The organism is Aquihabitans sp. G128 (genome assembly GCF_019048865.1).
Taxonomy (GTDB): Bacteria; Actinomycetota; Acidimicrobiia; order Acidimicrobiales; family Iamiaceae; genus Aquihabitans.
This window is the reverse complement of record NZ_CP077604.1, coordinates 4,610,483-4,637,202: the sequence shown is the minus strand read 5'-3', so window position 1 is coordinate 4,637,202 and position 26,720 is coordinate 4,610,483. Positions and strand designations below refer to the sequence as shown.

Sequence of the window (26,720 nt, the reverse complement as noted above, 5' to 3'; positions counted from 1 at the left end):
CCGGGGGTCGAGGGCGGCCCACGCTACCGGCCCGGCAACCCCGCTCCCCCACCCCGCAGGGTGATCGGATCGGGCCCTCCTGCGACCAGAACCGCACCTCACGCCTCTGGTCGCAGCCGAGGCTCCCCACCGACAACGAGGTCGACCAGAGCGCGGTTGCGGCGTTCTGGTCGCAAAGGGTGCGGAGCCCGGTCGGTGCGCCCGGCGGGGCAGCGGTCAGCGGGCGGGGACGGCGGCCAGGAGGGCGGCGGACACCGCGGCCACCGCAGGGCGGGGGACCGTGGCGGTGCGGGTGACGGCGAGCAGGCGGCGGGTGAGCGGCGGGTCGGCCAGGGCGTGGACCTCGACGTGGGCCACGCCGGGGCGCACCGCCAGCTCGGGCAGCACGGCCACGCCGTGGCCGGCGGCGACGTGGCTGAGGTGGGCGAGGATGTCGTCGGTCTCCCAGCGCACGTCGGGCTCGAAGCCGATGGCCCGGCAGGCGGCGCGCACGGCGGCGCCGCACGCCGCCTCGGTGGGCGCCAGCACCCACGTCTCGTGCTCCAGCTCGGCCAGCGAGAGCAGCCGCCAGCTGGTGCGGTCCTGGATGCCGACCGCCACCGGGACCGCGGCCGCTGCGGGACCGGCGCCGGGGGCGCCGCTCGGTCCGGTGCCGACGCGCTCCGAGAGCGGGACCCACCCGGGTGGGACCACCACCAGCAGGGGCTCGCGGAGCAGCTCGACCCCGGTGAGCACGTCGGCGAGCGGGTGCGGGGCGTGGTCGTACTCGTCGACCACCGCCAGGTCGACCTCGCCTCGGGCCAACCGGTCGAGGCTGCGCACCGGCTCCTCGTCGACCACCGTGACGTCGAGCTCGGGGCACGAGCTGCGCAGGGCGGCCACGGCCGACGACACCACGGTGGCCGCCGCGCTGGTGACCGAGGCGATGCGGAACGGGCCGCCCACCGAGCCGCGCAGGCGGTCGAGGTCGGCCGATGCGGCATCGAGGGCGTCGCTGACCAGGGCGGCGTGGTCGACGAGGGCGTGGCCGGCTGCGGTGAGCGTGATCCGGTTGCCCACCCGGTCGAGCAGGGCGACGTCGGCGTCGCGCTCGAACGCCGAGAGCTGCTGCGAGACGGCCGACGCGGTCACGCCCAACGTGCGACCGGCGGCGGCGATCGAGCCGGTCCGAGCGACGGCGCCGAGCATGCGCAACCGCTCGACGGTCACCGGATCCCGCCGGCGGGACGTGCCGCCCGGCGCCGACGAGGCGGGGATGGGCGCGCCCACGCCGGTCGCCCCCGTGCTGCCGTTCCCCTGGGCCACCCTGCTCACGCTCCTGCTCGCCGGCCACCCAGGATGCCCGACGGGCCCTCCGCCCGGGTCATGGCGAAGATGCCGGTGGCGTTGGCGGCGTCGAACGCCAGGTCCAGCCCCGATCCGTCGGGCCGCGGCGCCCGCTCGATCAGCTCGAAGAACGAGCCGGGGACGGTGCGGACCAGCGACCGCCCCTCGACGGTGTGGAACCGCCGCTCGACCAACGTGGCCCGGTGCGCGGTCTGGCGGACCCGCCTGGAGCCCGACACCTCGATGGTGTCCTTGATCGGGCGACCCGCCAGCCGTTCGGCCTCGGCGGCGGCGGCCACGTCGGGCACCCGGTCGGTCCAGTGGTTGCCGGTGGTGCCCTCGGTGGCGATCCACGCCAGCTCGGCCGACTCCTGGGCGAACAGGTCGTGGTCCCGGTCGGTGGGCTCGGCGTGCAGGCGGGCGAAGCACCGGGCGAGGGCGGGCACGAGCACGGCGGCGTCGGCCAGAGGCAGCGACCCATCGGCCGCCAGGCGGTCGAGCAGCTCGTGATCGGCAGCCGTGAGGGGGTCGAGCGAGGTGGCCAGCAGCCGCTCGGCCGCGACCTGGACCTCGGGCGAGAGCCGGTCGAGGTGCAGCTCCGAGACGAACCACTGCGGGACCGCCTCCGGGTGGTCGACGTGGGCCCAGGAGCGGCCGGTCATGCGCAGGGCGGCGAGGTCGTAGGTCTCGCGGTGCTCGTAGCCCAGCGCCCGCAGCAAGCGGGCGACCTGCTCCTGGCCCGCCGGCAGGGCGCCGCACGGCGCGGCGACGGTGCGCACCGCAGCGTGGTCGAGCACCAGCCGGCGGCCGGCCGCCCGCTGGTCGGCCACGTAGCCGGCAGCCGACGGCACCCGCTCGCACAGGTCGGCGAACAGGACCAGGGCGAGGGCCTGGGCGATGGTGGCCCGGGGCACCGTGGCGTCGGAACCGACCTCGACCCCGGGGAGCGAGACCTCGGGCTCCACGGCCACTTCGGCGAGCAGGTCGTCGGCGACGGAACCGGTGAGCACCACCCGCACCAGCGCCTCCAGCACGGGCTCAGCCCCGGGCGGAGGCGGCGGTCCCGAGCACGGCGACCGGCGGTCGGGCGCCGTCGGTGAGGTCGATCACGGTGGCCGTCGAGACGAGCTGGCCGCTGACCACGCCGATGGCCGCGAGGGCGCCCGACGGCGAGCCCCCGGTGGCCGACCCGTCGGCACCGACCACGAAGCCGAACGCCTCGAAGCCCGAGCGGCGCGGCCGCCCGGCCGCCAGCTCGGCGAGCGCCTCGAGGTCGGCCTGGGCCGCCGCGCCGTCGGGCCGACGGGCAGCGGTGGTTCGGGCGCCACGGCGGCCGGAGCGGGGGGACGAGGAGGTGGTCATGCAGGAGCTCCGTCTTCGAAGAGGGATCCGGTGGGGGTGGCGAGGAGGTCCGCGAACGGGACCTCCTCCTGGCGGAGGAAGCCGCGGGTGCGCAGCTGCCCCTTCGACACGAGGTCGATCACGGCGCAGGCCGAGGCCGCCGTGGTCCACGAGATGGCCCGCCAGCGGCGACCGGCGATCTCGCGCGGGTACCAGGCCCGCACGTACTGGCGGCGGGCCAGGCCGTGCTCGCCCTCGCCCTCGACGGCGGCGTAGAGGTAGACGACGTCGTCGTCGACCGGGGGCTTGGCGTTGACGAGGATCTCGCCGGCCAGCTCGCGCCGGTCCCGCAGCATCAGCTCGTCGAAGAAGAAGCGCATGAGCTCGCCGTGGCCGGGATAGCGGAGCGTCTTGTAGTCGAGGTGCTGGGTGCGGCCCTCGAAGGTCTCGCACAGCGTGCCCAGGCCGCCCGAGGTGTGGAAGGCCTCGAGCCGGGTGCCGCCGATGACCACCGTCTCCAGCTCGGTCATGGCCGGCACCAGCTGGCGGCGGCCCTCGCGGATGACCTCGGAGTCGTTCAGGTACTCGTTGACGACGCCCTCGGGCGACCAGTTGAAGGCGTAGCCGAGCAGCCCGGCGGGGTGCTGGGGCAGGGCGCCGACCCGCAGCTCCATGTGGCGCACGGTGCGGAAGTGCTCGGCCAGCGACGCGCCGACGATGCCGATCAGGCCCGGCGCCAGCCCGCACTGCGGGGCGAAGACCACGTCGACCTCGTCGCGCTCGACCTCGGCGGCCAGCGCCCGGACCCGAGCGGTGGTGGCGACGTCCTCGGTCAGGTCGAAGTAGTGGACGCAGGCGGTGCCGGCCGCCTCGGCCACTGCGAGGTTGCGGTGGTACGGCAGGCACGACACCACGGCGTCGACGTCGGCCAGCGAGGCCCGCAGGGTGGCGGGATCGCCCACGTCGACGACCTTGGTGGCGAAGGGGAGGTCGTCGCGGGGGCGGACGTCGGCGCCGCAGACCTCGTAGCCCGCCTCGGCCAGGAGGTGGGCGACGAGCTCGCCGACCTTGCCCAGGCCCACGACCTGGATGCGTTGGATGGCCATCAGTGCTCCGCGTGGTTCGGTGTTCCGGACTCCCCCGTCGCACCCACTCGCTCACCATCAGTTGGACTAACGGTGAACGTGTGCAAACGTTACCCGACGTGACGACCCCCAGCCGGAGAACCTCGTGACCCTGCTCCCCTCCCCGTCCCAGCTCGACCAGCGGGCCCGCGCCCTGGCGGCGACGCTGGGCGTCGACGCCGCCTTGCTCCAGGGACCCGGCGCCGCGGCGATCGCCCTGCGCTCGCCCATCACCGGCGTCACCACCGGCTCGGTGGCCGCCGCCGCGGTCGCCGACGTCCACGACGCGGTCGACCGGGCGAGCGAGGCGTTCACCGCCTGGCGCACCACGCCGGCGCCGGTCCGGGGGGAGCTGGTCCGGCGCTTCGGGCTGGTGCTGCGGGCCCGCAAGGACGAGCTCGGGGAGCTGGTGTCCATCGAGGCCGGCAAGATCCGCTCCGAGGGCCAGGGCGAGGTCCAGGAGATGATCGACATCTGCGACCTGGCCGTCGGCCAGTCCCGACAGCTGTTCGGCAAGGCCATCGCCAGCGAGCGACCCGGCCACCGCATGGCCGAGGCGTGGCACCCGCTCGGCGTCGTCGGCATCATCAGCGCCTTCAACTTCCCGGTCGCCGTCTGGGCCTGGAACGCCGCCCTGGCCCTGGTCTGCGGCGACCCCGTCGTCTGGAAGCCATCCGACCGCACCCCGCTCACCGCCCTGGCCTGCCAAGCGCTGCTCGAGCGGGCGGCCGCCGAGGTCGACGCGCCCGCGCACCTGTCCCAGGTGGTGCTCGGCGGGGCCGAGGCCGGCGACGCCCTGGCCGCCCACCCGGCGGTCGCCCTGCTCTCGGCCACCGGGTCCACCGCCATGGGCCGCCAGGTGGCCGCCCGGCGGGCCCCGACCTTCGGCCGCACCCTCCTGGAGCTGGGCGGCAACAACGCCGCGGTCATCACCGGCGCCGCCGACCTCGACCTCGCCGTGCGGGCCGTCACCTTCTCCGCCGCCGGCACCGCCGGGCAGCGCTGCACCACGCTGCGGCGCATCATCGTCCACCGCAGCGTCCACGACGAGCTGGTGCAACGGGTGGCCGACGCCTTCGAGCGCCTCCCCATCGGCGACCCCCTCGCCGCCGGCACCCTCGTGGGCCCCGTCATCGACGGCCCCGCCGCCGACCGCATCGCCGCCGCCATCGCCGCCGCCCAGGCCGAGGGCGCCAAGGTCGTCGTCGGCGGCCACCGGGTCCTGGCCGACGAGGCCCCCGAGGCTCGCTACCTCGCCCCCGCCCTCGTCACCATCGGCGCCCAGAGCGACCTCGTCCGCACCGAGACCTTCGGCCCCCTCCTCTACGCCCTGGCCTACGACGACCTCGACGAGGCCATCGCCCTCAACAACGACGTCCCCCAGGGCCTGTCGTCGTCGATCTTCACCACCGACCTCCGCGAGGCCGAGCGCTTCTGCGGCCCCGCCGGCTCCGACTGCGGCATCGCCAACGTCAACATCGGCCCCTCGGGCGCCGAGATCGGCGGCGCCTTCGGCGGCGAGAAGGACACCGGCGGCGGCCGCGAGAGCGGCTCCGACGCCTGGCAGGCCTACGTCCGCCGCACCACCACCACCGTCAACTACTCCGACGACCTCCCCCTCGCCCAAGGCGTCGAGTTCGCCTGACGCCCGCCCCCACTGGCCCACCCGCACGGACCTCCCACCCCACCCACCCCTCGAACTTGTGGGCCCACGCTGCCGTTTTCGGCGGTCTCCGCCCACAAGTTCGAGTGGGGAGCGGCCAACCCCTCGAACTTGTGGGCCCACGCTGCCGCTTTCGGCGGTCTCCGCCCACAAGTTCGAGAGGGAGGGAGCGGGTCAGGCGCGCTGGTTGTAGCGGGTCATGGCGGCTTCGGCGCCTTCGGCGAGGATGAGCTCGACGGCGTCGGCGGCCTCGGCCATGACGATGGCCAGCTCGGCGGCGTCGGCCTTGCCGGGGCGCTTGAGCACGTGGTCGACGCCCTGCTGGCGGCCCGGGGGCTTGCCGATGCCGAGGCGGACGCGCACGAAGTCGTCGGTGTGGAGGTGGGCCTTGATGCTCTTGAGGCCGTTGTTGCCGGCCAGGCCGCCGCCCACCTTCACCTTGAGCTTGCCGACGGGCAGGTCCAGCTCGTCGTGGACCACCACGAGGTGGTGCAGGTCGTCGATGCCGTGGCGGCGGACCAGGGCCGTGGCCGCCAGGCCGGCGTCGTTGTAGTACGTCTGCGGGAAGGCCAGCGCCACCCGCTGCGGCCCGATGCGGACCTCGGCGCTCAGGGCGCGCTCCTTGCCCAGCTTGAGCCGGCCGCCGTGGCGGTCGGCCAGCAGGGCCACGACGTCGGCACCGACGTTGTGGCGGGTGCCGGCGTACTCGGCCCCGGGGTTGCCGAGGCCGATCACCAGCAGGTCGGCGGGGGTCCCCCGCCGCTCCGGACCGGAGCGGAACGCCATGGTTCAGCGCTCGGCCGGGCGGAGGGCGGGGGTCCCGACGATCAGGGGGTGCTCAGTCGTCGCTGCCGGCGTCGGCATCGCCGTCGCTGTCGCCCGAGTCGGCGTCGCCGCCCTCGGACTCCTCGGACTGCTCGGCAGCCGCCTCGGCGTCGGCCTCGGCGATGGCGTCGGCCTCGAGCGTGGTGGCGCTGATCTGGGCCGTGACGATGGCCTCTTCGACGTCGACGTCGGTGGTGACGCCGGCCGGGAGGGTGAGGTCGCCCACGCGGATGGCCTCGCCGAGCTGCAGCCCGGAGATGTCGACGGTGATCTCGTTCGGGATGTCAGCCGGCTTGGCGTTCACCGTGAGGGTGAAGAGCAGGTGGTCGACGGTGCCGTCCTGGCGCTCGACGTCCTCGGCCTCGCCCTCGAGGATCACGGGCACGTCGACGCTGATCAGGGCGTCGGCGCTGACCCGCAGGAAGTCGAGGTGCAGCACGTTGCCCTTGATCGGGTGGCGCTGGAGCTCCTTGACGATGGTCAGGGCGACGTCGCCATCGATGTCGAGGTTGATGAGCGCGTTGAGCCCGGCCTCGCCGGTGAGGGCCTCGCGGAGGGGCTTCCAGTCGACCGTGACCGGGATCGGGTCGGCATCGAGGCCGTACACGACGCCGGGGATGCGGCCTTCGACACGGATCCGCTTCGCGGGGCCCGTGCCCAGTTCTCGGCCGGTCTCGGCCTTCAGGGTGATCTCAGCCATCGGTAGCTCCTACTTCAGAGATCGCGCCGGAGCGCTTTCGGTTGGGACAAACGGTGGACCAGCCTAGGGGTCACCCCCTCGTGGCCCCGCATCCGCGACGAGCGACACGGGCGGCGATCAGAGCCCGAGGGAGCACGGGAAGTCGGCTCGGACGCCCAGCCGACGCTGCGGGGGCTCCCAGGGAGCAGGCCGACGATGGTCGCCATGGACACCACCGCCGGCCCCACCCCCACCGCCTCGCCCGACCCCGGCCGCCCGCCGGCTGCTCGGACCCGCCGTCGCCGGCCCCACCCGGCCCGGCGGGCCCGGCGGGTGGCCGCCGGGCTGAGCGTCGGCGCCTTCCTGGCCGTCGGCGGCGGCCTGGCCGCCAGCGCCGCCACCACGGCCACCGCCACCCCGGCGACCGCCGGCACGAGCAGCGCCGCCGCCGCCAGCGATGCCACGACCGCCACCACGGTGGCCGCCTCGTCGTCCGACGACTGGAGCGCCACCGCCTCGGCCACCAACGCCGCCGACACCACGGCGACGGCGGCCACGTCGTCCACCGCCGCGACCGGCGATCCGACGAGCTCGACCGCCAGCCAGGCCACGACCTCGTCCAGCGGGAGCTGAGCCGTGCAGCGCCCGGGCAGCCGAGCGTTCTGCGGGGTCCCTCGGCGTCCTCTGCGGGAACGCACAGGAACGAGGCGCAGCATGCTCCGCATGACCGACGCCCCCGCCTCCCGGCCGCCGCTCCTCCCCGCCACCGGCTCGTCCGGACCGGTCCCCACCGCCGGACCGGTCGGCGCCCCCGGCCCGGCGCCCTCCACCGAGCCCGCCCGGCGGCGCAGCCACCACCCGGCACGGCGAGCTCGCCAGGCCGCGGCAGGGGTGAGCATCGCCACGTTCGCCGTCGTGGCCGGCGCCCTCGCCGCCAACGCCTCGGGGACGGCGACCAAGGCGACGCCTCCGAGCACCGGGACCGCCACGCGCACCGGAGCGACACCGTCGACCGGTGGGGCCACCACGGCCACGGTCCCCGGCGGGACCACCACGGACGGCTTCGGCCCGGACGGGCGAGGCGGCCACGGCCGGTTCGGCCCCGACGCCGGCGCCGGCGCCCCCACCGACGAGGGCGGCTGGAGCGCCAGCCCCGGCACAGGCTCGACCGGCTCGACCGGCTCGACCGACCAGGGGAGCACCGGCAGCCAGACGGCGCCCGCACCGAACAGCCAGAGCCATGGAAGCTGACCGCCGCTTCCGGGCCATGGGCACCGACGTCCACGTCGTGGTCCACGGCCAGCCGGAGCTCTTGGACCTGGCCCAGGCCGAGGTCGAGCGGCTCGAGGCCCTCTGGAGCCGCTTCCGCGCCGACAGCGAGGTCACCCGCGCCAACGAGCAGGCCGGCGCCTGGGTGGCGGTGTCGCCCGAGACCGCCCACCTCGTCGACCGGGCCCTGCGCGGGTGGCGGGTCACCAGCGGGCACTTCGACCCCACCGTGCTCGGTGACGTCATCCGGGCCGGCTACGACCGCACCTTCGACCAGCTCCTCGACCGCCCCGACGCCCCGGTCAGCCACCTCCGGCGCGGCGCCGGCGGGGTGGCCGTCGACCTGGTGGAGCCCGCCGTCCGCATCCCCCTGGGCTCGGGCTTCGACCCGGGCGGCATGGGCAAGGGCCTGGCTGCCGACCTGGTGGCCGCCCGCATCGCCGCCGAGGGCGCCGCCGGCGTCCTGGTCAACGTGGGCGGCGACCTCCGCGCCCTGGGCTACGGCCCGGGCGGCGAGGACTGGACCGTCGACATCGACCCGGCCGCCACCGGCCTCCCGCTCGCCCGGGTCTCGCTCGACCGCGGCGCCCTGGCCACCTCCACGGTGCTGCGCCGCCGCTGGCGCATCGACGGCCGCCCCAAGCACCACCTCATCGACCCCTGCACCGGTGAGCCCGCCGACCGGGGCGTGGTGGCCGCCAGCGTGCTGGCCGCCGAGGGCTGGCAGGCCGAGGTGCTGGCCAAGGCCGCCCTGGTCGGCGGGCTCGACGTCGGCCTCGCCCTGCTCCACCAGGTGGGCGCCACCGGCGTGCTCGTCGACGAGGTCGGCACCCTCCACCGCGCGCCCGGCTTCGACCGGTTCGTCGTCGCCGACCGCTCCCCCGCTCCCGCCACCCAGGAAGGGTGATCCCCATGACCATGTGGTACGTCAACCGCGCTGCCGGCATCGTGGCCTGGCTGCTGCTCGCCAGCTCGATGCTCGTCGGCCTGCTGCTCTCGAGCCGGGCCCTCGGCAAGAAGGCCCGGCCGAACTGGCTCACCGACCTCCACCGCGGCCTGTCCGGCCTGGCCGTCGCCTTCGTGGCGGTGCACGTGGCCGGCGCCATCGGCGACGACTACATCCACTTCGGCGCTGCCGACGTGCTGGTGCCGTTCGCCTCCGCGTGGCGGCCCTGGGCGATGGCGTGGGGCGTCGTCTCGATGTACCTGCTGGTGGCGGTCGAGGCCTCGTCGCTGCTGCGCAAGCACGTCCCCAAGAAGGCGTGGCGGGCCATCCACTTCGCCAGCTTCCCGCTGTTCCTCACGGCCACCACCCACGCCTTCACCGCCGGCACCGACGTCGGGTCCGCCATCGGCATCGGGGTGGCGTCGCTGGCCTCCGCGGCCATCGCCTTCCTCACGGTCGTCCGCATCCGGGACGAGGTCGCCAAGGCCCGGCACGTCGCCGCCGGGGGCTCGCCCACCGGCGGCCGCATCCCGGCTCGACCGGCCCACGCTACCGACCCGGCCACCGCCCCCATCACCGTCGAGCCCCTGGCCTGGGACCGACCGGTCGGTCCCCCGCTCGCCGACGAGCCCGTCCGCCAGGGCTCGCCCTTCTGAGCCGACGCGAGGGCGAGGCGGCTACTTCTGGTTCTCGCCGCCGAAGATCTCGCTGACCGACTGGTCCTCGAACACCGCGTGGATGGCGTCGGCCACCAGCGAGGCGATGGAGAGGACCTCGATCTTGTCGATCTGCTTCTCCGACGGGAGCGGCAGGGTGTTGGTGATCACGACCTTCTCGATCACCGAGTTCTTGAGCCGCTCGATGGCGGGGTCCGACAGCACGCCGTGGGTGGCCATGGCCCAGACCTCGGTGGCCCCCTCGGCCTTCAGGAGCTCCGCCGCGGCGACGATCGTGCCGGCGGTGTCGATCATGTCGTCGAGCAGGATGCAGCGCTTGCCGGCCACGTTGCCGATCACGTTGGACGCCTCGACGGTGTTGGCCACCCCCTTGGGGCGGATCTTGTTGACGAAGGCCAGGTCGGCGCCGAGGTGGTTGGCGAACCGCTTGGCCGCCTTCACGCCGCCGGCGTCGGGCGAGACGATCACCAGGTCGTCGACGTCACCCGCCGTCTTGCAGCACTCGATGAGGATCGGCAGGGCCGTGAGGTGGTCGACCGGCTGATCGAAGAAGCCCTGGATCTGGCCGGTGTGGAGATCGACGGAGACCACCCGGTCGGCGCCGGCCACGGTGAGCATGTCGGCCACCAGCTTGGCGGTGATGGGCTCGCGGCCCTCGGCCTTGCGGTCCTGGCGGGAGTAGCCGTAGTAGGGGCAGACCGCGGTGATGCGCTTGGCCGACGCCCGCTTGGCGGCGTCGATCATGATGAGCTGCTGCATCAGGGCGTCGTTGACGGGCATGCCGCCGTGGGTCTGGATGATGAAGACGTCGGCGCCGCGGATGCTCTCGCCGTAGCGGCAGTGCATCTCGCCGTTGGCGAACTGGCGCATGTTGGTCTCGCCGAGGGTCACCCGCAGGTGGCCGGCGATCTCCTCGGCCAGCTCCGGGTGGGCGCCACCGGTGTAGAGCATGAGCTTCTTGGTGGTGACGGCCTCGACCGACTTCTTGGAGATCAACCCGGTTGCCTTTCGGTGCGGGGACCCGATCCGGCTCAGGCGTCGTCGGGACCGGGGGCAGCATAGAACGGACCGGTGACGGTGCCGTCCGGGATGCTGGCGCCCGGGGCGAGGGCGGCGAACGGGCCGACCGTGGCGTCGGCCCCGATCTCGGCGTCGCGGCCGTTCGACTGCTCCACCACGGCCCCGGCGCCGACGATGCAGTCGACGAGGCGGGTGTGCGGGCCGATCTCGGCGCCGGCGCCGATGACCGTCGCGCCCTGGAGGATGGTGCCGGGGAACAGCGTGACGTCGGAGGCCAGCTGCACGGTGGCGTCGAGGTAGGTGCTGGCCGGGTCGACGAGGGTGACGCCGGCGCGCAGCCAGCGCTCGTTGGTGCGGCGGCGCAGCTCGGCCTCGGCGGTGGCGAGCTGGAGGCGGTCGTTGATGCCCTCGGCGTCGGCGGGGTCCTCGACCTCGACCGCACCCACGCGGTAGCCGGCCTCGCGCAGCACCGCCACGACGTCGGTCAGGTAGAACTCGCCCTGGGCGTTGTCCGGCGTGATCCGCCGCAGGGCCGGGGCCAGCACCGAGCGGCGGAAGCAGTAGACCGCGGTGTTGATCTCGTCGATCTCGAGCTCCTCGGGCGTGGCGTCGGCCTTCTCGACGATGCGCACCACCTGGTCGTCCTTGCCCCGCACCACGCGCCCGTAGCTGCCCGGATCGGGCACCCGGGCAGTGAGCACCGTGCACGCCGCGTCGGCGGCGCGGTGGGCCGCCACGAGGGCGGCGAGGGTGGCGGGCTGCAGGAGCGGCATGTCGCCGGGCAGGACCACGACGTCGTGGAGGTCCGACTCGGGGCCGTCGTCGTCCGGCAGGCCGGTGAGGCCGACGCTGGCCGCGTCGCCCGTGCCGTTCTGGGTGGACTGCTCGACGAAGGTGAGGTGGAGGTCGGGCTCGGCGGCCTGCAGCTTCTTGGTGACGCGCTCGGCGCCGTGGCCGACCACCACGACCACCCGCTCGACCGAGCAGTCGGCGAGGGAGTCGAGGACGTACTGGAGCATCGAGCGGCCGGCCAGGAGGTGCAGCGGCTTCGGGCGGGACGACTTCATCCGGGTCCCGGCACCGGCGGCGAGCACGATGGCGGACAGGCTGCGTTCGGACATGGGTCCGGTCTAGCGCGTGGGGGGCCGCCGGCGGTGCGCTGCCCCCGGCCCCGACCGATGCCGGTCCGAGACGGCTCGCGACCTCGCGGTCGAAGGTCACCCGAACCATCCATTTCGGACAAGCAGGGAGGTGGTGGACTGCCGGGCGGGCGCACGCGCGGGGCGCGCCCGCCGCCCGGTGGGGACGGCGACGGGCTCCGGGAAGGGCGACGTGGGAACGCAGGTCGAGGCGAGCTCGAGCAGCGCGGACCAGCCCTGGCGGCTGCGCGACCTGTCGCGGCGCGACCTCGCCATCGCCCTGGCCGTGGCCACCTTGCTGGTGGTGCCCTACGTGGCTGCTGCGCTCCGGGCCCACCGGGCCGGCTGGCTGCCGAGCGGCGACGCCGGCATGCACGGGCTCCTCGCCTGGGACGTGCTGCACGGGCACCCGCCCCTGCTCAACACGCCGACGACCGCCCACCTCTTCACCGACGGCCTGCCCGTGCGCCACCCCGGGCCGATCCAGTTCTACGCGCTCGCCGGGCCGATGGCCCTGCTCGGGACCACCGATGGGATGCTGGCCTGGACGGTGGGCTCGAGCGCGGCGTCGGTGGTGGTCGCGGCGTGGGTCCTGCTGCGGCGGCTCGGCCCGGCCCTCGCCCTGTGGGGCGCGATCGCGCTCGGGGCCCTGGCGTGGTCCGAGGGGCCTGCGCAGCTGGTCGACCCGATCAACTCCGACGCCGGGGCCATCTCGCTGGTGGCCCTCGCCGTGCTGGCGTGGGCGGTGGCCGGCGGCGACCGGCGCCTGCTGCCGCTGCTCGCCGTGTGGTCGGCCTACTACTCCCAGCTCTACCTCGGGAACCTGCCCACCGGCGCCGCCCTCACCGCCTGGGCCCTCGTCGGCCTGGCCCTGCACCACGCGTGGGGCCGTCGCCTCGCCGCCGCCACCGGCGCGCCGCGCTGGCTCGAACAGCTCCCGGGCCCGAGCGCCCTCCGCCGGGCGGAGCGGGACCGGACGGTGCGCACCACCCCTGCGGCGAGCGTGGCCATCGAGGACGACGACGACCTGTGGGTGCGCGAAGACGTGGCGGTGCCGGCCGTCCCCACGGACGGAGCGCCCACGGAGGGCGTCCCGCCCGAGGCCCCCCGCCGCGCCGAGTGCGGCGAGCACCGAGCTGGTGGACCCCGGGCGCTGGTGGCCCTGGCTCCTCGGCGCGCTGGCCGTGACGCTCGTGCTCTGGGCGCCGGTCCTGATCGAGGCCGCCACGGGGCACCCGTCCAACCTGCGGTTGATCTGGGACTACAGCCGGCTGGGCGACCGGGATGCGATCGGGTGGGCCAGCGGCCTCCGGCAGGCCGCCCACGCCCTCGACGCCCAGCCGCTCGTCCTCTTCGACGACGTGGGCACCCGCGACCTGCTCGGGCCGGTGTCGGGCCTCCAGGCCGTGCAGGCCCTGCTGACCGTGGCCGCGCTGGTGGCCGTTGCGGTGCGGAACCGACGTCGCCATCGCCCCCTGGCGCTGCTCGCCTGCTCGGTCCTCGCCTACGCCGCGGTGGGCCTGGTGGTCGGGGCCCAGGTGCCCGCCAGCGAGGCCCCCGACCGGCTCGGGTTCTTCCGCTGGGCGTTCGTCGTCAGCGCCCTCGCCGGCACCGCCATCGGGGCCGCGGTGGTGGCCGAGGTCCAGCGGTCGCTGCGGCCGGCCGGTCCCCGTCCCGCGCTGGCCGCCCGCACCCTCGGCGTCGCCGCGGTGGCGGCGATCGTGGTGGCGGCCTCGCTGTGGTCGAGCCCGTCGCGGAGCCGCGAGGAGCAGCTCTTCCCCATGGAGCGCCGGATCCAAGCGACGGTGCTCGCCGCGGTGGCCGGCCAGCGCGACGTCTACCTGGTCCCCACGGGAGCCCTGGCCGCCAGGTCGCTGGCCATGCCGCTCGCCCTCGCCCTCGAGTCGCACGGCCACCGCGTCACCGTGCCGAGGATCGAGGCGGCGAACTACGGCGCCCACCGCCGCGCCGACGCCCACGCCCGCCGTCGTGGTGGTGCTCGGCACGTCGAACGGCCCCGCCACGGCGCGCCCGGGCCGCCTGCTGCTCGAAGACGCCGTCGACCCGGCCCGGACCGAGGCGCTGCGGGCGCTCCGCGAGCAAGCCCGCGCCGCGCCGGTGCGGGTGGCCGAGGACGGGCCCCGCGTCGCCGGCGAGCTCGCCCTCGACCCCACGGCCCTGGCGACCTGGCTGGAAGGGCTGCCGCGCGACACCGGCGGACGCCTGGCGAACCCGGCGATCGTGCAGGCCCTCCTCGACGGCTACCTGGCCAGCCCGCAGCTCGACGCCGACGACCTCCAGGCGCTGCTCGACCACCCGTTCGACGGGCTGTGGGAGCAGGACACGCTGCGCGTCACCCTCCTCACCCCGGCCCAGTACCGCGAGGCCTACGGCGCCATCCGCTGACGCAGCGGTGCCCTGGCTCCGCACGACGGCCGGTTGCCGCCCGGGCCAGCTCGCGGAGCCCGACCCAACGATTCCCGGCGACCAGGCCTCTGGTCGGTGCCACGAGGGACCGACCGGTCCCGGCGCCTCCGGGCGCTCGGCGGTGGCGAGGACGAGGCGACGGCGATGGCGGCGACGGTGGTGGCGGACCGGGAAGGGACGGCGGCCGAACCCGCAGCGGCAGCGGGGCCGGAGCGTTCGGGTCGGACGGCCGCAGCCCGGAGCGCGAGGCGCGGGCCGACGCCGAGGCCGGCTCGCGCCGCCTGGCGGCTGTGGGACCTGGAGGGGCGGGATCGGGCGCTCGCCCTGGTGGTCGCCGCGCTGCTCGCCGTGCCCTTCGTGGCGGCGGTGTACCGGGCGCGGGCCGCCGGGTGGGTCCCGAGCGGCGACGCCGGGATGATCGGCCTCTTCGCCCGGGACGTCCTGCACGGCCACCTGCCGCGGCTCGGGACCCCCAGCACCGCCGGGCTGGTGAGCGACGCGGTCGCGCCGCGCCACCCCGGGCCGATCGAGTTCTACGCCCTGGCCCTGCCCATGGCCGCCCTCGGCCCGACCAACGGGATGCTGTTCTGGACCGCCTTCGCCAACGGGGCCTCGGTCCTGGTGGCCGCCTGGTCGGCGTTCCGTCGCCTCGGCCCCGGCCTCGGCCTGTGGGCGGCGTTCGCCTGCGGGGCGCTGGCGTGGTCGCTCGGCCCGGCTGCCCTCGTCGACCCCATCAACTCCGATGCCGGGGCGGTGCCGCTGCTCGGCCTCGCCGTGCTCGCCTGGGCCGTCGCCGCCGGGGACCGGCGCCTGCTCCCGCTGCTCGCCCTGTGGTCGGCCTACTACTCGCAGCTGCACCTCGGGAACCTCCCGCTCGGCCTGGCGCTCACCACGTGGGCCCTGGCCTGGCCGCTCGCCGGCTGGGCGCTGCCGGTCGTGCGGCGCCGGCGGTGGCGGCGCGGGCGGCGTCGGACCCCTGCCCCGCCGATCGAGGTCGTGGCCGCCGGCGTCGCGTCGGATCCGTCGGCGGCGGCCCCGGACGGCCCGAGCCCGGCACGCTCGGGCGGCGTCGCCGCACGGTGGTGGCCGTGGGCGCTCGGGGCCCTGGCGTTGACGCTGGTGCTGTGGGCCCCGGTGCTGGTCGACGCCGCAGCCGGCCACCCGTCGAACCTCCGCTTGATCTGGGAGTACGGGCGCCTCGACGACCGGTCCGCCGTCGGGTGGCGCAGCGGCCTCCGACAGGCCGGTCACGCGCTGAGCCCTCGCGCCGTGGTCTTGCGCAACGGCCTCCAGCCCGTCGACCTCCGCCAGCCGCTCTCCACGCGAGGCGCGGTCGGCGCCGTCGCGGTCGTGCTGGGCCTGGCCGCGGTGGTGGCTCGGCACCGTCGGCGGCGGCCGGAGCTGGCCCTGCTCGCCGGGACCGCCCTCGCCTTCGCCGCCGCCGGGGCCGTCGTCGGCGCCCAGGTGCCGACGCTCCAGGTCTTCCGCCTCGGCTACTTCCGCTGGGAGGCCGTCGTGAGCGCGCTGGCGGTGGTCGCCCTCGGTGCGGCGGTGCTGCTCGAGGTCTCGGCCCTCCGCGTGGCCCGACGCCCGCTCGTGCGGGAGTGGGCCCGCCTGTTCGGGGCCTGGTTGGTGATCGGGATCACCGTCCTCGGCGCCGCGGTCGCCGGCCCGAAGCACGGCCGGGAGGACGACGGCTACGCCATGGAGCGGCGCATCAGCGCCGCCGTGCTCCCCAGCGTCGTCGGCAAGGAGGACGTGCTCCTCGTCCCCTACGGCCCCCTGGCGTCACGCTCGCTGGCCATGCCCCTCGCCCTCGACCTCGAGGCCCACGGCCACCACGTCACCGTCCCGGACTTCGAGGCCGACAACTACGGCGACCACCGCCGCGCCGACCGCACCGACCCCGACGTCGTGGTGGTCCTCGGCGGGAGCGTGGGCCAGCCCAAGCCCCTGCCCGGGCCGCTCCTGCTGCAGTTCTCCATGGACACCGAGCGCCGCGCCGCCGTGCTCGAGCTGAGCGAGCAGGCTCGCTCGTCGGCGGTCCGCATCTCGAGCGAGGGCCCGGCCCTCGCCCGCGCCGCCGGCGTCGATCCGGGCACCTTCGCCCTCTGGGTGCAGCGGCTGCCCGACGAACCGGCCCGCTACCTGCGGAACGAGACAGCCCTCCGGCTGTTCCAGGCCGGCTACCTCGACGCGCCGCAACTCGATCGGTCGCGCCTGGCCGAGCTGCTCGACCCGGTGCACCGCAGCCTCTGGTCGCAGGACACCGTGCAGGTCACGATCCTCACGCCGGAGCAGTACCGCGCCACCTACGGCGCCATCCGCTGACCGTCCCGGCCGAGCGCCCGACCCGAGCGTCGGAACGTGGTCCCCCTCCCACGCTCCGTGGTGCGCGAGGCTGACGCCCTGGACGACCGCCGCGTGGGGTCGGGCACCACGCCACCGGGAACCCGCACGAAGGCCGCACCATGGAACTCGAACCGATATCGCTCGGTGAGGTGCTCGACAGCTGCATCGAGGCGGCCATCCCGGTGAACGCGTCGCTCGTGGTCTCCCTGCGCGACGGCGAGGCGCCCGCCGGCGTACGGGTGGTGCCGGTCACGGGCCTCACGGTCTCCGTCGACGGCAGCGCGGCGACGGTGACGCTGCACGCCGAGGCCGACGACGGCGTCGCACCCGCCTGACGACGCCACGCCGGGCGTCCCGGCGCGGTCCGACCCCGGGTCGTTCCGGCGGCCAGCTCAGAAGCGGCGGCGCCACGAGCGCCTCGCCCGCCAGTACCGCCACCTCGAGACGAGGCGCCGCCGAGCACGGTGCGGTCGCAGTCGCTTCGCCATCAGTACCCCCGCAGTCGGCTCAGCCACCTGCGGATCAGCTTCCAGATCTCCCCCATGCACGGGGGTGTGCCCGGCATCCGAGCCGGTCAACCGCAGCCAGGTGCGACAGGGCCGCCGCACGGGTGGGCGGCGGGGCGTCCTCCGCAGGATCGCCAGCCGGGGTAGCGCTCCGAGCGGGGCGTGGCAAGGGCTCGGGGGGCAGGGCTCGAACCTGCGACAGCCGGCTCCAAAGGCCGGTGTTCTACCAACTGAACTACCCCCGACGGGTCCGGCCACGATAGGCGGCGAGCACCCGACGGCCGGAGCCGGTTGGGCCCTCAGCAGGCGGTGGGCACGAACGCGGCGCTCGACGGGGCCGTCGGCTCGACGCTCGTGGCCGATCCCGGCACAGCGGTCGTGGGCCGGTCTGCGCCGGGCAGGGTGGTCGTGGAGCCGTCCGGGCCGGTACCGCCTCTCACGGCGGCGAGGGCGCCGTCGTGGTCGCCAGGCCCGGGACGCGAAACGACCGCCCCCTGGCGGAGGCGGTCGTTCCTGCGGTCTCGGGCTTCAGCGAGCCCCGATGGCTACTTGCCGGCTGCCCGGCGCTGCCAACGGGTGCGCTTCAGCATCTTCTTGTGCTTCTTCTTGCGCATGCGCTTACGGCGCTTCTTGATCAGTGAACCCATGGTGACGCCAACCTAGCGGGCCGCCTGCCGGCTGCACCAAACCGCCGCCGCCCGGCACCCGGGGCCGGCCCCCACCGGCGCGAACGACGGCTCGGGCTCAGCGGGCCGGGGTGGTCCGGACCACCGTGCCCGCCTCGGGGAAGGCCCCCGCCACGAACCAGGTGCTCCCGGACCCGGCCAGCACCGGCACGGCGCCGGTGGCCTGGGCCAGCTGGTCGCGCCACCTGGCCAGCCCGGGCTCGACGACGAGGGCCGCCGGCTCGAGGTCGTTCGGCCCCTCGGCACGTGGCCCGCCGAGGTCGTCCCAGGCCCGGTACACCGCAGGGGTCGAGCACCCGAACGGCGGCGTCACCACGGTGTAGGTGCGGTCCTCGAACGGCAGGACCTCGAGCACCTCGCCGATGCCCGTGACCCGGGCCCGCCCGCCTCGCACGCAGAAGGGCACATCCGCGCCCAGCGCGGCGGCCAGGTGGGGATCGTCGACGCCGGCCCAGTGGAGCACGGCGGCGGCGTCGGCCGACCCTCCGCCCAACCCGGCTCCGGCGGGGATGGCCTTGGCGAGGGTCACCTGCGCCTGCCGGTCGACGGCCCGCAGCGCGCCGGACCAGGTTGTCGTCGTCAGCCGGGACCGGGAGCCCGGAGGCGCCCCGCACGTCCAGGCCGTCTCCCTCGGCGAAGGTCAGCTCGTCGGCCAGGTCGATCGAGACCATCTCGGCGTCGATCAGGTGGAAGCCGTCGGCCCGGGTGCCCACGATGCGCAGCGACACGGTGAGCTTCGCCGGGGCGAGGACGGTCCGGGGTTCCATCGGGGCGATCGTAGGAGGTGTCAGGTCGGGGGCCGGAGGGCGGCGACCGCCTCGGTCAGGCGGCCCCAGTCCTGCACCGACAGCCGCTCGGGACGCTCCTCTGGCGCGATGCCCGCCACCGCGAACGCCTCCGGCGGGACCAGCTCCGCCAGAGATCGCCGCAGCATCTTGCGCCGCTGGCCGAAGCCCTTCTCGAGCAGCTCCACCAGCAGCTCGGGGTCGGCCGAGGTGGCCAGCTCGGCCCGTCGCACCACCTCGACGAGCGCCGAGTCGACCCGGGGCCGGGGCAGGAACACGTCCGGGCCGACCTTGCCGACGATCCTCGCGTCGGCTCGCAGGGCGACCTTCACCGACGGGATGCCGTAGATCCCCGATCCCGGCTCGGCGGCCAGGCGCTCGCCCGCCTCGAGCTGGACCATCACCAGCATCCGCTCGATGGCCGGCACGCCAGCCAGCAGGTCGAGCACGAGCGGGGTGGCCACGTTGTAGGGCAGGTTGGCCACCAGGGTCCACGACGCGTGCTCGGCGAGCAGCTCGTCCCAGTCGAGCCGCATGGCGTCACCCTCGACCACCAGCACGGGCAGGCCGGCCACCACCTCGCGCAGCACCGGCACCAGGTACCGGTCGAGCTCGACGGCGGTGACCGAGGCGCCGGTCTCGGCCAGCGCCAGGGTCAGCGACCCCAAGCCGGCGCCGATCTCGACCACGTGGGTGTCGGGGCCGACCCCCGCCAGGCGGGCGATGCGCCGCACCGTGTTCGGGTCGACCACGAAGTTCTGCCCGAGGGCCCGGCTGGGGCCGAGGTCGTGGCGCTCCAGCAGCTCGGTGAGCGCGCGGCGGGTGTGGGTCACCGTCGCATCATGGCCCGGTTGCCGGCTGGGCAGCAGGTCCGGGCCGTCCCGTCACGCCACCACGCCGGTCAGGCCGGCAGCCGGTAGGCCCTGGTGGCGTTGTCCCAGCTGGCGGCAGCCACCTCGGCGACCGGGCGCCCCATCGCCGCTGCCACCCCCGCTCCCACCAGGGGCACCAGCGCCGGGCGGTTCGGCTTGCCCCGGTGCGGCACCGGGGCAAGGTACGGCGCGCCGGTCTCGACCAGCACCCGGTCGATCGGGCACAGGGCGGCGGCCTCGCGGAGGTCCTGCGCGCTCTTGAACGTGATGATCCCGCTGAACGACAGGAACGCTCCCAGGTCGAGGCAGCGCCGAGCCTCGGACGGGCCCCCGCTGAAGCAGTGGAGGATGGTGCGCTCGGGGACGCCCTCGGCGGCCAGCACGTCGAACGTGTCGTCCCAGGCGTCGCGGGTGTGGATCACGAGGGCCAGGTCGTGGGCGTGGGCCAGGGCGATCTGGGCGGCGAAGACCTCGCGCTGGGCGTCACGTGGGGAGTGCTCGTAGTAGAGGTCCATGCCGCACTCGCCGACCGCCACCACGTGGGGGGCGGCGAGCAGGGCCTCGATGCCGTCGATGCCGCCCGCCGCCTCGTGCGGGTGCACGCCGACGGTGGCGTAGACGCCGTCGTGGGCGCCCGCTGCGGCGATCGCGGCCTCGGAGTCGGCGAGGTCGCAGCCCACGGTGATCATGCGGGCCACGCCGGCCTCGCGCGCCACCGCGACCGCTTCGGCCACCGCTTCGGGGGCGGCGTCGCGGTAGTGCAGGTGGCAGTGGTCGTCGGTCCAGGCCAGCGCGCCTGCGGCTTCGGGTGCCGTGCGGTCGTCGCCCTCGGCGGAGGTGGGTCGAGGGTGCGGGTCGGGCGTCGTCATGGTCTGCCACGCCTTTCGATGGCGGTTCGGTCAAAAGACGGCGGATCGCTCGGTTTCGAGGTTTCCGAGGGCCGTTGGGCGGGTACGCAGCGGCCCGTGCGGCGATCCCGGTAGGTGCCGGGACGGCTCCACGGGCGGAGCCGTCCCGGCATCGGGATCCGGTTCACTCCACCGGCTTCAGCCGGGGGAACAGGGGGGCGGCCTTCTCCACGGGCAGGCCACCGGGGTACTGGCCCCAGGCTGCGGCGGCCGGCAGCTGCCGGTCGGTGGGAGCTCCGCTGAGGCCGATGCGGCGCCACACCTCCTGCGGCGCCCGGGTGAGCGCCGGGCTGGCCAGGATCGAGACCAGGCGCAGCACCTCCAGCGCGTCGCCCAGCACGCCGTCCACCTCGGGGCCCGGGTCGAGCTTCCACGGCTCGGTGGTCTCGAGCAGCGAGTTGGTCTCGCGGATGAGCCGCCAGGTGGCGTCGAGCGCCATCGATGGCTGCACCGCGGCCCACGCGGCCGTGGCGTCGGCCAGGGCCTCGGCCGCCACCGCAGCGAGGGGGCTGTCGGGGCGCGGCGCCGGACCGATGCCGTCGCACTTCTTGGCCACCACGGTGGAGACCCGGCTGAGGAGGTTGCCGAAGTTGTTGGCCAGGTCGCTGTTGTAGCGGCTGATCATCCCCTCGTAGCTGAAGTCCCCGTCGGGGCCGAAGGAGTTGTCCCGCAGGAAGTGGTACCGGAAGCCGTCGACGCCGAACTCCTCGACCAGGTCGGCCGGGAAGATCTGGTTGAGGCTCGTCTTGGACATCTTCTTGCCGCCGACGGTGAGGTAGCCGTGCACGTCGATGCTGGCCGGAGGCTCCTCGCCCGCCGCCAGCAGCATCGCCGGCCAGTAGACGCAGTGGAAGCGGAGGATGTCCTTGGCCAGCAGGTGGTGGACGTGGGGCCACCAGGCGGCGAAGCGCTCGGGGTCGGTGCCGTAGCCGACGGCCGTGGCGTAGTTGATGAGCGCGTCGTACCAAACGTAGAAGACCTGGCCCGGGTCCCACGGGACCGGCACCCCCCAGTCCAGCGAGGACCGGGTGATCGAGATGTCCCGCAGGCCCTGCTTGATCAGGCCCAGGGCCTCGTTGCGCTTGCCCTCGGGGCCGACGGCGTCGGGGTGGGCGGCGTACCAGTCGAGCAGGGGCTGCTCGAAGGCGGACAGGCGGAAGAACCAGTTGTCCTCCTCGAACCACTCGACCGGCCGTTCGTGGACGGGGTCGAGGCCGTTGCCGCCGTCCGGGTTGGGGAGGAGGTCGTCCTCCTCGTAGTAGGCCTCGCACGCCACGCAGTACCAGCCGGCGTAGCTGTCGCGGTAGATGTGGCCGTTGTCGTGGACCTTCTGGAGGAAGGCCTGCACGGTGGCGGTGTGGTCCGGGTCGGTGGTGCGGATGAACCGGTCCGGCACGATGTCGAGCAGGTCCCAGGTCTCCTGGAAGCGGGCCGAGGTCTCGTCGGCCTGCTGCTGCGGGGTGACGCCGTGCGCCTCGGCCGAGCGAGCGATCTTGAGGCCGTGCTCGTCGGTGCCGGTGAGGAAGAAGACGTCCTCGCCGAGGAGGCGGTGCCAGCGAGCCAGGGCGTCGGCGGTGACCGTGGTGTAGGCGTGCCCGATGTGCGGCACGTCGTTCACGTAGTAGATCGGCGTGGTCACGAAGAAGCGGTCTGGCACGGGGCCAAGGGTACGGGGCCACCAGCGAGGCGACGAACCCGTTGCGCTCAGCCGGCCCGGTCCACCGGAGCCAGCCGGGGCGCCGCCGGAGCTGCGTCCTCGGCCGCCAGGCCACGGCGGGTGCGCAGGTCCTCCAGCCGGTCGAGCTGGCGCTCCAGCTGGCGACGGCGGGGCCCGGCGAGCTCCTCCAACCCCCGCTGGGCCGTGTCGAACCGCTTGGCCACCACGTCGAGCGCATCGGAGAAGCGGGTCCACTGCTCGCCGAAGCCGGCCAGGCACTGGAGGATCTCGTCCGAGGCGCGCGACACCTCGTGGGCCTCCACCGACTGGCGGATGACCCCGAGCACCGCGAACAGCGTGAACGGCGAGCACAGCACCACCTTCTGGCGCAGCGCGAGGTCGGCCAGGCCGGGGTCGTGCTGGTGGACGAAGCCGTAGACCGACTCGTTGGGGATGAAGAGCAGGACGTGGTCGACGGTGACGCCGGGCTGCACGTAGCCCCGGCCGGCCAGCTCCTTCACCCGCTGGCGCACGTCCCGCAGGAAGGCCGCCTCGGCCGCCGTGCGGTCGCCGAGGGTCTCGGCGTTCGACGCCCGCAGGTAGTTGTCGAGCGGGAACTTCACGTCCATGTGCAGGACGAGGTCACCGGGGAGGAGGAACGTGACGTCCGGGATGGTGCCACCCGGGAGCGCCACCTGGCGCCGGTAGTTGACGCCCTCGACGAAGCCGGCCAGGCGCAGCACGTCGTCGGCCATGCGCTCGCCCCACTGGCCGCGGGCCTTGGGGCTGGCGAGCGCCTCGCGCAGGTGGGCGGTGGTGTCGGCGAGCCCGGCGGTGGCGCGCAACGCCTCGGTCAGCGAGGCCGAGACCTCGCCGTGCTGGGCCACCTGGCGGTCCGACAGGCCCATGACGAGGTCCGCCACCCGATCGAGCTGGTGGCGGACCTCGGCGCGGTGCTGGGCCAGCAGCTCGGGCCCCACGACCGGCGGGGTGGGGTGCGAGCCGGCGGCACCGGCGACCGGCGAGCGGACCACCGCGACCGCGACCGCGGCCACCAGCGCCGCAGCCACGAGGGCGGCGAAGAGGGCGACGGCGATGGTGGCGAGGTCCATGGCCCCATGGTGCCGAGGGGGTGTGACAGAACGGCGACGTCCCTGCTCGCGGCTCACCCCTCCGCCGACGCCGCCCGGCGGGAGCTGGCCCTCGCCGGCCGGCTGACGGGGCTCGAACGGACGGCCGCGACCGCCTCGCCGATGGTGGCGATCAAGGTGAGCAGGAGCACCACGGAAGCCGCCGCTCCCACCAGCGAGGCGCCCGCCAGCTCGGCGACCGGCCGTCCCGGCGGTTGGACGTAGGCCAGGAGCAGCGCCGCCGAGGCCGCCGCCAGCGCGGTGCGAGCTCGTGAGCGATCCTGGCCCACGGCCAGCGGCAGGAACGCCATCGGGTACCAGGGCAGCACCGAGGCTCCCGAGCAGCACACCACGACGCCCAGCGACACGGCGGTGGCCCCCGCCGGCCACCGGGCCCGCCAGGCGCCGGCCAGCACCACGAGCACCGACGCCGCGGTGGCGGCCGTGGCCAGGCCCCCGGGAGGGGCGCCCAGGCCCACGCGCTCGACGAGCGCCCAGGGCGACGCCCGGGAGCGGTGGTCCCCCAGGCCCCGGAGCGGAGCGACCGCCGACCACCCGCCTGCCGCGACGTAGGCCAGCGCCACCACCCCGGCCACGGCGACCGCCACCGAGCAGGCCTCGCCCCAGCGGCGGCGGGCCGCGGCCGCCAGCACCACCGCGACCACGACCGGCGCCACCGAGGCCTTGACCAAGCACGCCGTGGCGAGGAGGACCGCCCCGCCGACGGCCCGGCGACGCTCGAGCAGGTCCCAACCCACGAAGGCCAGCCCGCCGGCCACCAGGTCGTTGTGGCCACCGTTCACGGCCGCCACCACCGGCGGGGCCAGGCCGAGCGCCAGCAGCTGCCACCCCGGCGCCCCTCGTCGACGGAGCCGATCGCACGCCACCAGCAGGCTCGCGGCGGCGAGTCCCTGGAACGCCAGGCGAGCGAGCAGGGGCGAGTCCCCGTACGCCCGGGCGGCGAGCGCGGAGAACCACGTGAAGACCGGCCCGTAGACCGACGGCGCCTCGGCCCACCCGGACGCGGTCTCGGCGGCGATCGGGTCGCCGGCGACCGCCGCCGGGCCGTGGACGTACGGGTCGACGTGGTGCACGGCGACCATCCGCCCGTAGGTCGCGTACTGGAAGAGGTCCCGGGACCCGAACGGCGTGCACGCCACCGCAGCGACGGCGACCGCCGCCACGGCGAGCCGCACCTCCCCTGGCCGCAGCACCGCTCGTCGCCGCTCGGCGCCGACGACCGCGAGGTGCAGCCCGAGGGCCCCCACCACGGGCGACCAGCGGATGGCGCCCGCGAGGTGGCCGGCCGACGCGAGCCAGCCGATCTCGACGAGGGCCAGGGCGAGCAGGGCCAGCCGCCTCCGGCCGGCCGTGGTCACGCCGGGTCGGCGATCGCCAGGAGGTCCCGGACCGGGGTGTCGAGCTCGGCAGGCGGGGCGAGGCCGTTCACGCGCGACCTCCGCGGTCATCGCTCCGGCCAGCGGTCGCCGACCGGATGACGAGGGCGGACAGCCCCACGAGCAGGACGAGCGCGATCGGCACGGCGATCAGGACCACCACGAAGCGCATCGGTGACACGTCTTGTCGGCCGGGTGGATGACGCTGCCTCCTTTGCACGCTCGACCACGAGCACCGCGCTACGTATCCGTAGCACGGTTAAGTGCCGAAATGACCGATCCGGGTCGGCGCCGCGCGGGGCGGAAGGCCGACTGCGCCGCCCGGTCGGCTACAACGGACCGGTGAGCCTGAAGCGTGAACTTCGAGAGCCCGGCGTCGCCGATCCGGCGGTTCCTCGATCGGCGCTTCCCGGAGACCACGTCGGTCCTCGACCCCTGGCGCAAGGCGCTCCGGAACGTGAAGCCGCACCTCCCGCCTGACGACCCGGCCGGTGGACCGACCCCCAACGCCGTGCTCGGCCACGCCATCAACGCCCGGGTCGGCTGGGACTTCGCCCCCGCCGACCGAGCCGACGTGCGGGCCGGTGGCGCGCTGCTGGTGGGCGACGGCGCATCGGCCGAGGTGGTCGACGACGTGCTCGCCCGCTTGGCCGGGCCGGTCCCCCAGCACCCCTACGACGCCGCACGCCTCGCCTGGTTCGCCGGCCTGCTGGACCGGGCGCAGCGCTCGCAGCGCTGGGACGAGCCCTGGTATGAGCCCATCCTCACCGCCGGGACGGCGGACGAGCTGCTGCTCCAGGTGCCCAACCACTGGGCGGCCGACATCGTGGCCGTCGAGCGGGCAGCCGCACGGTCCCTGGCCTCGCTCCGCCTGGACGAGCTCGGCGAGCCGATCGAGCCCCTGGCCGCCTCGGTGGGCACCTCGTTCGCCGGCTCCGACGCCGTCGGCGGCGCCGAGGCCGACCTCGTGGTGGGCGGCACCGTGGTCGACCTCAAGCTGACCGCCACCACCAAGACCCGCCTGCGCGACCTCCACCAGGTCCTCGCCTTGGCCCTGCTCGACGGGGACGACGCCCACGGCCTCACCCACGTGGGCCTGGCTCCCGTGCGCTTCGGCGTGCTGGTCCGCTGGGACCTCGCCGAACTGCTGGCCCAGCTCGCCGGCCGGCCGGTCGACCTCGCCGAGACCCGGGCCGATCTCCGCACCCACCTCGCCGCCTGACGGGCCGCCAGGAGCGCCCTGGCCCGGTCGGGCCAGGCGGGCGACCTCAGCCGGTCAGCTCGCGGGCTCGGGCGAGCACGGCGTCGAGCATCGCCGGCGTGAGCTTGCCGGTGAAGGTGTTCTGCTGGCTCACGTGGTAGCTGCACAGGATCGTGCGCCCGTCGGCGAGCGGGACCTCCACGCCGTGCCCGAAGGCAGGCCGGGGCCGCAGCCCGAGGTAGCCGGCCAGGCCCTGGTAGCCGAACGCGCCCAGCACCAGGAAGACCGAGGCGTCGGCCAGCAGCGCCAGCTCCCGATCGAGGAACGGGCGACAGCGATCGCGCTCGTCGGTGGTGGGCTTGTTGGCAGGCGGGGCGCAGCGCACCGGTGCGGTGATCCAGGCGCCGTCGAGCTCGAGCCCGTCGTCGCGGCTCACGCTGGTGGGCTGGTTGGCGTAGCCCGCCCGGTGGAGGGCGGCGTAGAGGAAGTCGCCGGAGCGGTCGCCGGTGAACATCCGACCGGTGCGGTTGGCCCCGTGCGCCGCCGGCGCCAGGCCCACCACCACCAGCCGCGCCGCCGGGTCGCCGAAGCCGGGCACGGGTCGCGCCCAGTAGTCCTCGTCCCGGTAGGCGGCGCGCTTCTCCTCGCCCACCTGCTCCCGCCACGCCACCAGCCGCGGGCAGGCCCGGCACGCCACCACGTCCTGGCTCACGGCGGCCAACGAGTCCACCTGCCGGACCGTACCGGGCCGCTCCGGCCTCCCGGGCACGACGCCCCACGCCGTGGGAGG

The 26,720-nt window shown here is 75.2% G+C and carries 27 protein-coding genes and 1 tRNA gene; 9 read left to right on the top strand and 19 right to left on the bottom strand.

Translation table 11 applies throughout. The annotated features are described in order from the left end of the window. Positions 1 to 216: 216 nt before the first annotated feature. From KSP35_RS22315 to KSP35_RS22300, 4 genes are read right to left on the bottom strand one after another with little or no spacing between them, the layout of a single operon-like run. Entirely contained in the window at positions 217 to 1,305 is a 1,089-nt protein-coding gene (locus tag KSP35_RS22315; RefSeq protein WP_216997961.1) for a LysR family transcriptional regulator, read from the bottom strand. Positions 1,306 to 1,310: 5 nt separating this feature from the next. Continuing rightward, positions 1,311 to 2,360 (bottom strand): 2-oxoadipate dioxygenase/decarboxylase family protein, encoded by a 1,050-nt coding sequence (locus tag KSP35_RS22310; RefSeq protein ID WP_216997960.1) that lies wholly within the window; start codon positions 2,358 to 2,360, stop codon positions 1,311 to 1,313. Positions 2,361 to 2,364: 4 nt separating this feature from the next. Then, positions 2,365 to 2,688 carry a hypothetical protein gene (locus KSP35_RS22305; RefSeq protein WP_216997959.1) on the bottom strand — a complete coding sequence of 108 codons (324 nt, stop codon included), beginning with the start codon at positions 2,686 to 2,688 and terminating at the stop codon, positions 2,365 to 2,367. Next, complete coding sequence (locus KSP35_RS22300; RefSeq protein WP_216997958.1) at positions 2,685 to 3,773, bottom strand: saccharopine dehydrogenase family protein; 1,089 nt, start codon at positions 3,771 to 3,773, stop codon at positions 2,685 to 2,687. The genes KSP35_RS22305 and KSP35_RS22300 overlap by 4 nt, the downstream gene beginning before the upstream one ends. A 124-nt stretch (positions 3,774 to 3,897) precedes the next feature. Here KSP35_RS22300 and KSP35_RS22295 point away from each other — a divergent pair, with 124 nt between their 5' ends. Beyond that, positions 3,898 to 5,436 (top strand): aldehyde dehydrogenase family protein, encoded by a 1,539-nt coding sequence (locus tag KSP35_RS22295; protein ID WP_216997957.1) that lies wholly within the window; start codon positions 3,898 to 3,900, stop codon positions 5,434 to 5,436. A gap of 192 nt (positions 5,437 to 5,628) precedes the next feature. Here KSP35_RS22295 and pth read toward each other — a convergent pair whose 3' ends face one another. Continuing rightward, positions 5,629 to 6,240, bottom strand: coding sequence for an aminoacyl-tRNA hydrolase (gene pth, locus KSP35_RS22290; RefSeq protein WP_254126880.1), 612 nt, complete (start codon positions 6,238 to 6,240; stop codon positions 5,629 to 5,631). Between the two features lie 52 nt (positions 6,241 to 6,292). After that, positions 6,293 to 6,979 carry a 50S ribosomal protein L25 gene (locus tag KSP35_RS22285; protein WP_216997956.1) on the bottom strand — a complete coding sequence of 229 codons (687 nt, stop codon included), beginning with the start codon at positions 6,977 to 6,979 and terminating at the stop codon, positions 6,293 to 6,295. A 204-nt stretch (positions 6,980 to 7,183) separates the two neighbouring features. On the opposite strand from KSP35_RS22285, the gene KSP35_RS22280 reads away from it, so the two are divergent. The 4 genes from KSP35_RS22280 (at position 7,184) to KSP35_RS22265 (ending at position 9,829) form a co-directional block, all read left to right on the top strand. Beyond that, a complete protein-coding gene (locus tag KSP35_RS22280) occupies positions 7,184 to 7,591 on the top strand; it encodes a hypothetical protein (RefSeq protein WP_216997955.1) in 408 nt (135 codons plus the stop codon). 90 nt (positions 7,592 to 7,681) lie between these two features. After that, positions 7,682 to 8,209, top strand: coding sequence for a hypothetical protein (locus tag KSP35_RS22275; protein WP_216997954.1), 528 nt, complete (start codon positions 7,682 to 7,684; stop codon positions 8,207 to 8,209). Continuing rightward, positions 8,199 to 9,134, top strand: coding sequence for an FAD:protein FMN transferase (locus tag KSP35_RS22270; RefSeq protein WP_216997953.1), 936 nt, complete (start codon positions 8,199 to 8,201; stop codon positions 9,132 to 9,134). The genes KSP35_RS22275 and KSP35_RS22270 overlap by 11 nt, the downstream gene beginning before the upstream one ends. 5 nt (positions 9,135 to 9,139) lie before the next feature. After that, positions 9,140 to 9,829: a ferric reductase-like transmembrane domain-containing protein gene (locus tag KSP35_RS22265; protein ID WP_216997952.1), complete on the top strand. Its 690-nt coding sequence runs from the start codon at positions 9,140 to 9,142 to the stop codon at positions 9,827 to 9,829. A 21-nt stretch (positions 9,830 to 9,850) separates the two neighbouring features. On the opposite strand, the gene KSP35_RS22260 is transcribed toward KSP35_RS22265, so the two are convergent. The 3 genes from KSP35_RS22260 to KSP35_RS22250 all read right to left on the bottom strand — a co-directional run bounded on the left by KSP35_RS22260 (position 9,851) and on the right by KSP35_RS22250 (position 13,792). Beyond that, positions 9,851 to 10,801 (bottom strand): ribose-phosphate diphosphokinase, encoded by a 951-nt coding sequence (locus KSP35_RS22260; protein ID WP_217002313.1) that lies wholly within the window; start codon positions 10,799 to 10,801, stop codon positions 9,851 to 9,853. A gap of 80 nt (positions 10,802 to 10,881) precedes the next feature. Next, a complete protein-coding gene (locus tag KSP35_RS22255; RefSeq protein ID WP_216997951.1) occupies positions 10,882 to 11,991 on the bottom strand; it encodes a bifunctional N-acetylglucosamine-1-phosphate uridyltransferase/glucosamine-1-phosphate acetyltransferase in 1,110 nt (369 codons plus the stop codon). A gap of 1,522 nt (positions 11,992 to 13,513) precedes the next feature. Beyond that, complete coding sequence (locus tag KSP35_RS22250) at positions 13,514 to 13,792, bottom strand: hypothetical protein (RefSeq protein WP_216997950.1); 279 nt, start codon at positions 13,790 to 13,792, stop codon at positions 13,514 to 13,516. A 206-nt stretch (positions 13,793 to 13,998) separates the two neighbouring features. Here KSP35_RS22250 and KSP35_RS22245 point away from each other — a divergent pair, with 206 nt between their 5' ends. The 3 genes from KSP35_RS22245 to KSP35_RS22235 all read left to right on the top strand — a co-directional run bounded on the left by KSP35_RS22245 (position 13,999) and on the right by KSP35_RS22235 (position 17,123). Next, entirely contained in the window at positions 13,999 to 14,415 is a 417-nt protein-coding gene (locus tag KSP35_RS22245) for a hypothetical protein (protein ID WP_216997949.1), read from the top strand. A 348-nt stretch (positions 14,416 to 14,763) separates the two neighbouring features. Beyond that, positions 14,764 to 16,767: a hypothetical protein gene (locus tag KSP35_RS22240; RefSeq protein ID WP_216997948.1), complete on the top strand. Its 2,004-nt coding sequence runs from the start codon at positions 14,764 to 14,766 to the stop codon at positions 16,765 to 16,767. Between the two features lie 140 nt (positions 16,768 to 16,907). Beyond that, on the top strand, positions 16,908 to 17,123 hold the full coding sequence (locus KSP35_RS22235; RefSeq protein ID WP_216997947.1) for a hypothetical protein: 216 nt from the start codon (positions 16,908 to 16,910) through the stop codon (positions 17,121 to 17,123). Between the two features lie 343 nt (positions 17,124 to 17,466). Here the strand turns inward: KSP35_RS22235 and KSP35_RS22230 are convergent. From KSP35_RS22230 to KSP35_RS25135, 9 genes are all read right to left on the bottom strand, one after another. After that, a tRNA-Gln gene (locus KSP35_RS22230) sits at positions 17,467 to 17,539 on the bottom strand. A 300-nt stretch (positions 17,540 to 17,839) separates the two neighbouring features. Beyond that, a complete protein-coding gene (locus tag KSP35_RS22225; RefSeq protein ID WP_216997946.1) occupies positions 17,840 to 17,941 on the bottom strand; it encodes a 30S ribosomal protein bS22 in 102 nt (33 codons plus the stop codon). A gap of 97 nt (positions 17,942 to 18,038) precedes the next feature. Next, a complete protein-coding gene (locus KSP35_RS22220) occupies positions 18,039 to 18,509 on the bottom strand; it encodes a hypothetical protein (protein ID WP_216997945.1) in 471 nt (156 codons plus the stop codon). A gap of 258 nt (positions 18,510 to 18,767) precedes the next feature. Beyond that, on the bottom strand, positions 18,768 to 19,598 hold the full coding sequence (gene rsmA / locus KSP35_RS22215) for a 16S rRNA (adenine(1518)-N(6)/adenine(1519)-N(6))-dimethyltransferase RsmA (RefSeq protein WP_216997944.1): 831 nt from the start codon (positions 19,596 to 19,598) through the stop codon (positions 18,768 to 18,770). Between the two features lie 68 nt (positions 19,599 to 19,666). Beyond that, positions 19,667 to 20,506, bottom strand: a complete 840-nt coding sequence (locus KSP35_RS22210; RefSeq protein ID WP_216997943.1) for a TatD family hydrolase — start codon at positions 20,504 to 20,506, stop codon at positions 19,667 to 19,669. A 163-nt stretch (positions 20,507 to 20,669) separates the two neighbouring features. Further along, entirely contained in the window at positions 20,670 to 22,202 is a 1,533-nt protein-coding gene (metG, locus tag KSP35_RS22205; protein ID WP_216997942.1) for a methionine--tRNA ligase, read from the bottom strand. Positions 22,203 to 22,249: 47 nt separating this feature from the next. Beyond that, entirely contained in the window at positions 22,250 to 23,314 is a 1,065-nt protein-coding gene (locus tag KSP35_RS22200; protein WP_216997941.1) for a DNA recombination protein RmuC, read from the bottom strand. A gap of 53 nt (positions 23,315 to 23,367) precedes the next feature. Further along, complete coding sequence (locus tag KSP35_RS22195) at positions 23,368 to 24,711, bottom strand: glycosyltransferase 87 family protein (RefSeq protein WP_216997940.1); 1,344 nt, start codon at positions 24,709 to 24,711, stop codon at positions 23,368 to 23,370. Positions 24,712 to 24,778: 67 nt separating this feature from the next. Then, on the bottom strand, positions 24,779 to 24,901 hold the full coding sequence (locus tag KSP35_RS25135) for a hypothetical protein (protein ID WP_256444513.1): 123 nt from the start codon (positions 24,899 to 24,901) through the stop codon (positions 24,779 to 24,781). Positions 24,902 to 25,084: 183 nt separating this feature from the next. Here KSP35_RS25135 and KSP35_RS22190 point away from each other — a divergent pair, with 183 nt between their 5' ends. Continuing rightward, complete coding sequence (locus KSP35_RS22190; protein ID WP_216997939.1) at positions 25,085 to 25,951, top strand: hypothetical protein; 867 nt, start codon at positions 25,085 to 25,087, stop codon at positions 25,949 to 25,951. 46 nt (positions 25,952 to 25,997) lie between these two features. On the opposite strand, the gene KSP35_RS22185 is transcribed toward KSP35_RS22190, so the two are convergent. After that, positions 25,998 to 26,660, bottom strand: coding sequence for a uracil-DNA glycosylase (locus tag KSP35_RS22185; RefSeq protein ID WP_216997938.1), 663 nt, complete (start codon positions 26,658 to 26,660; stop codon positions 25,998 to 26,000). Between the last annotated feature and the right edge of the window lie 60 nt (positions 26,661 to 26,720).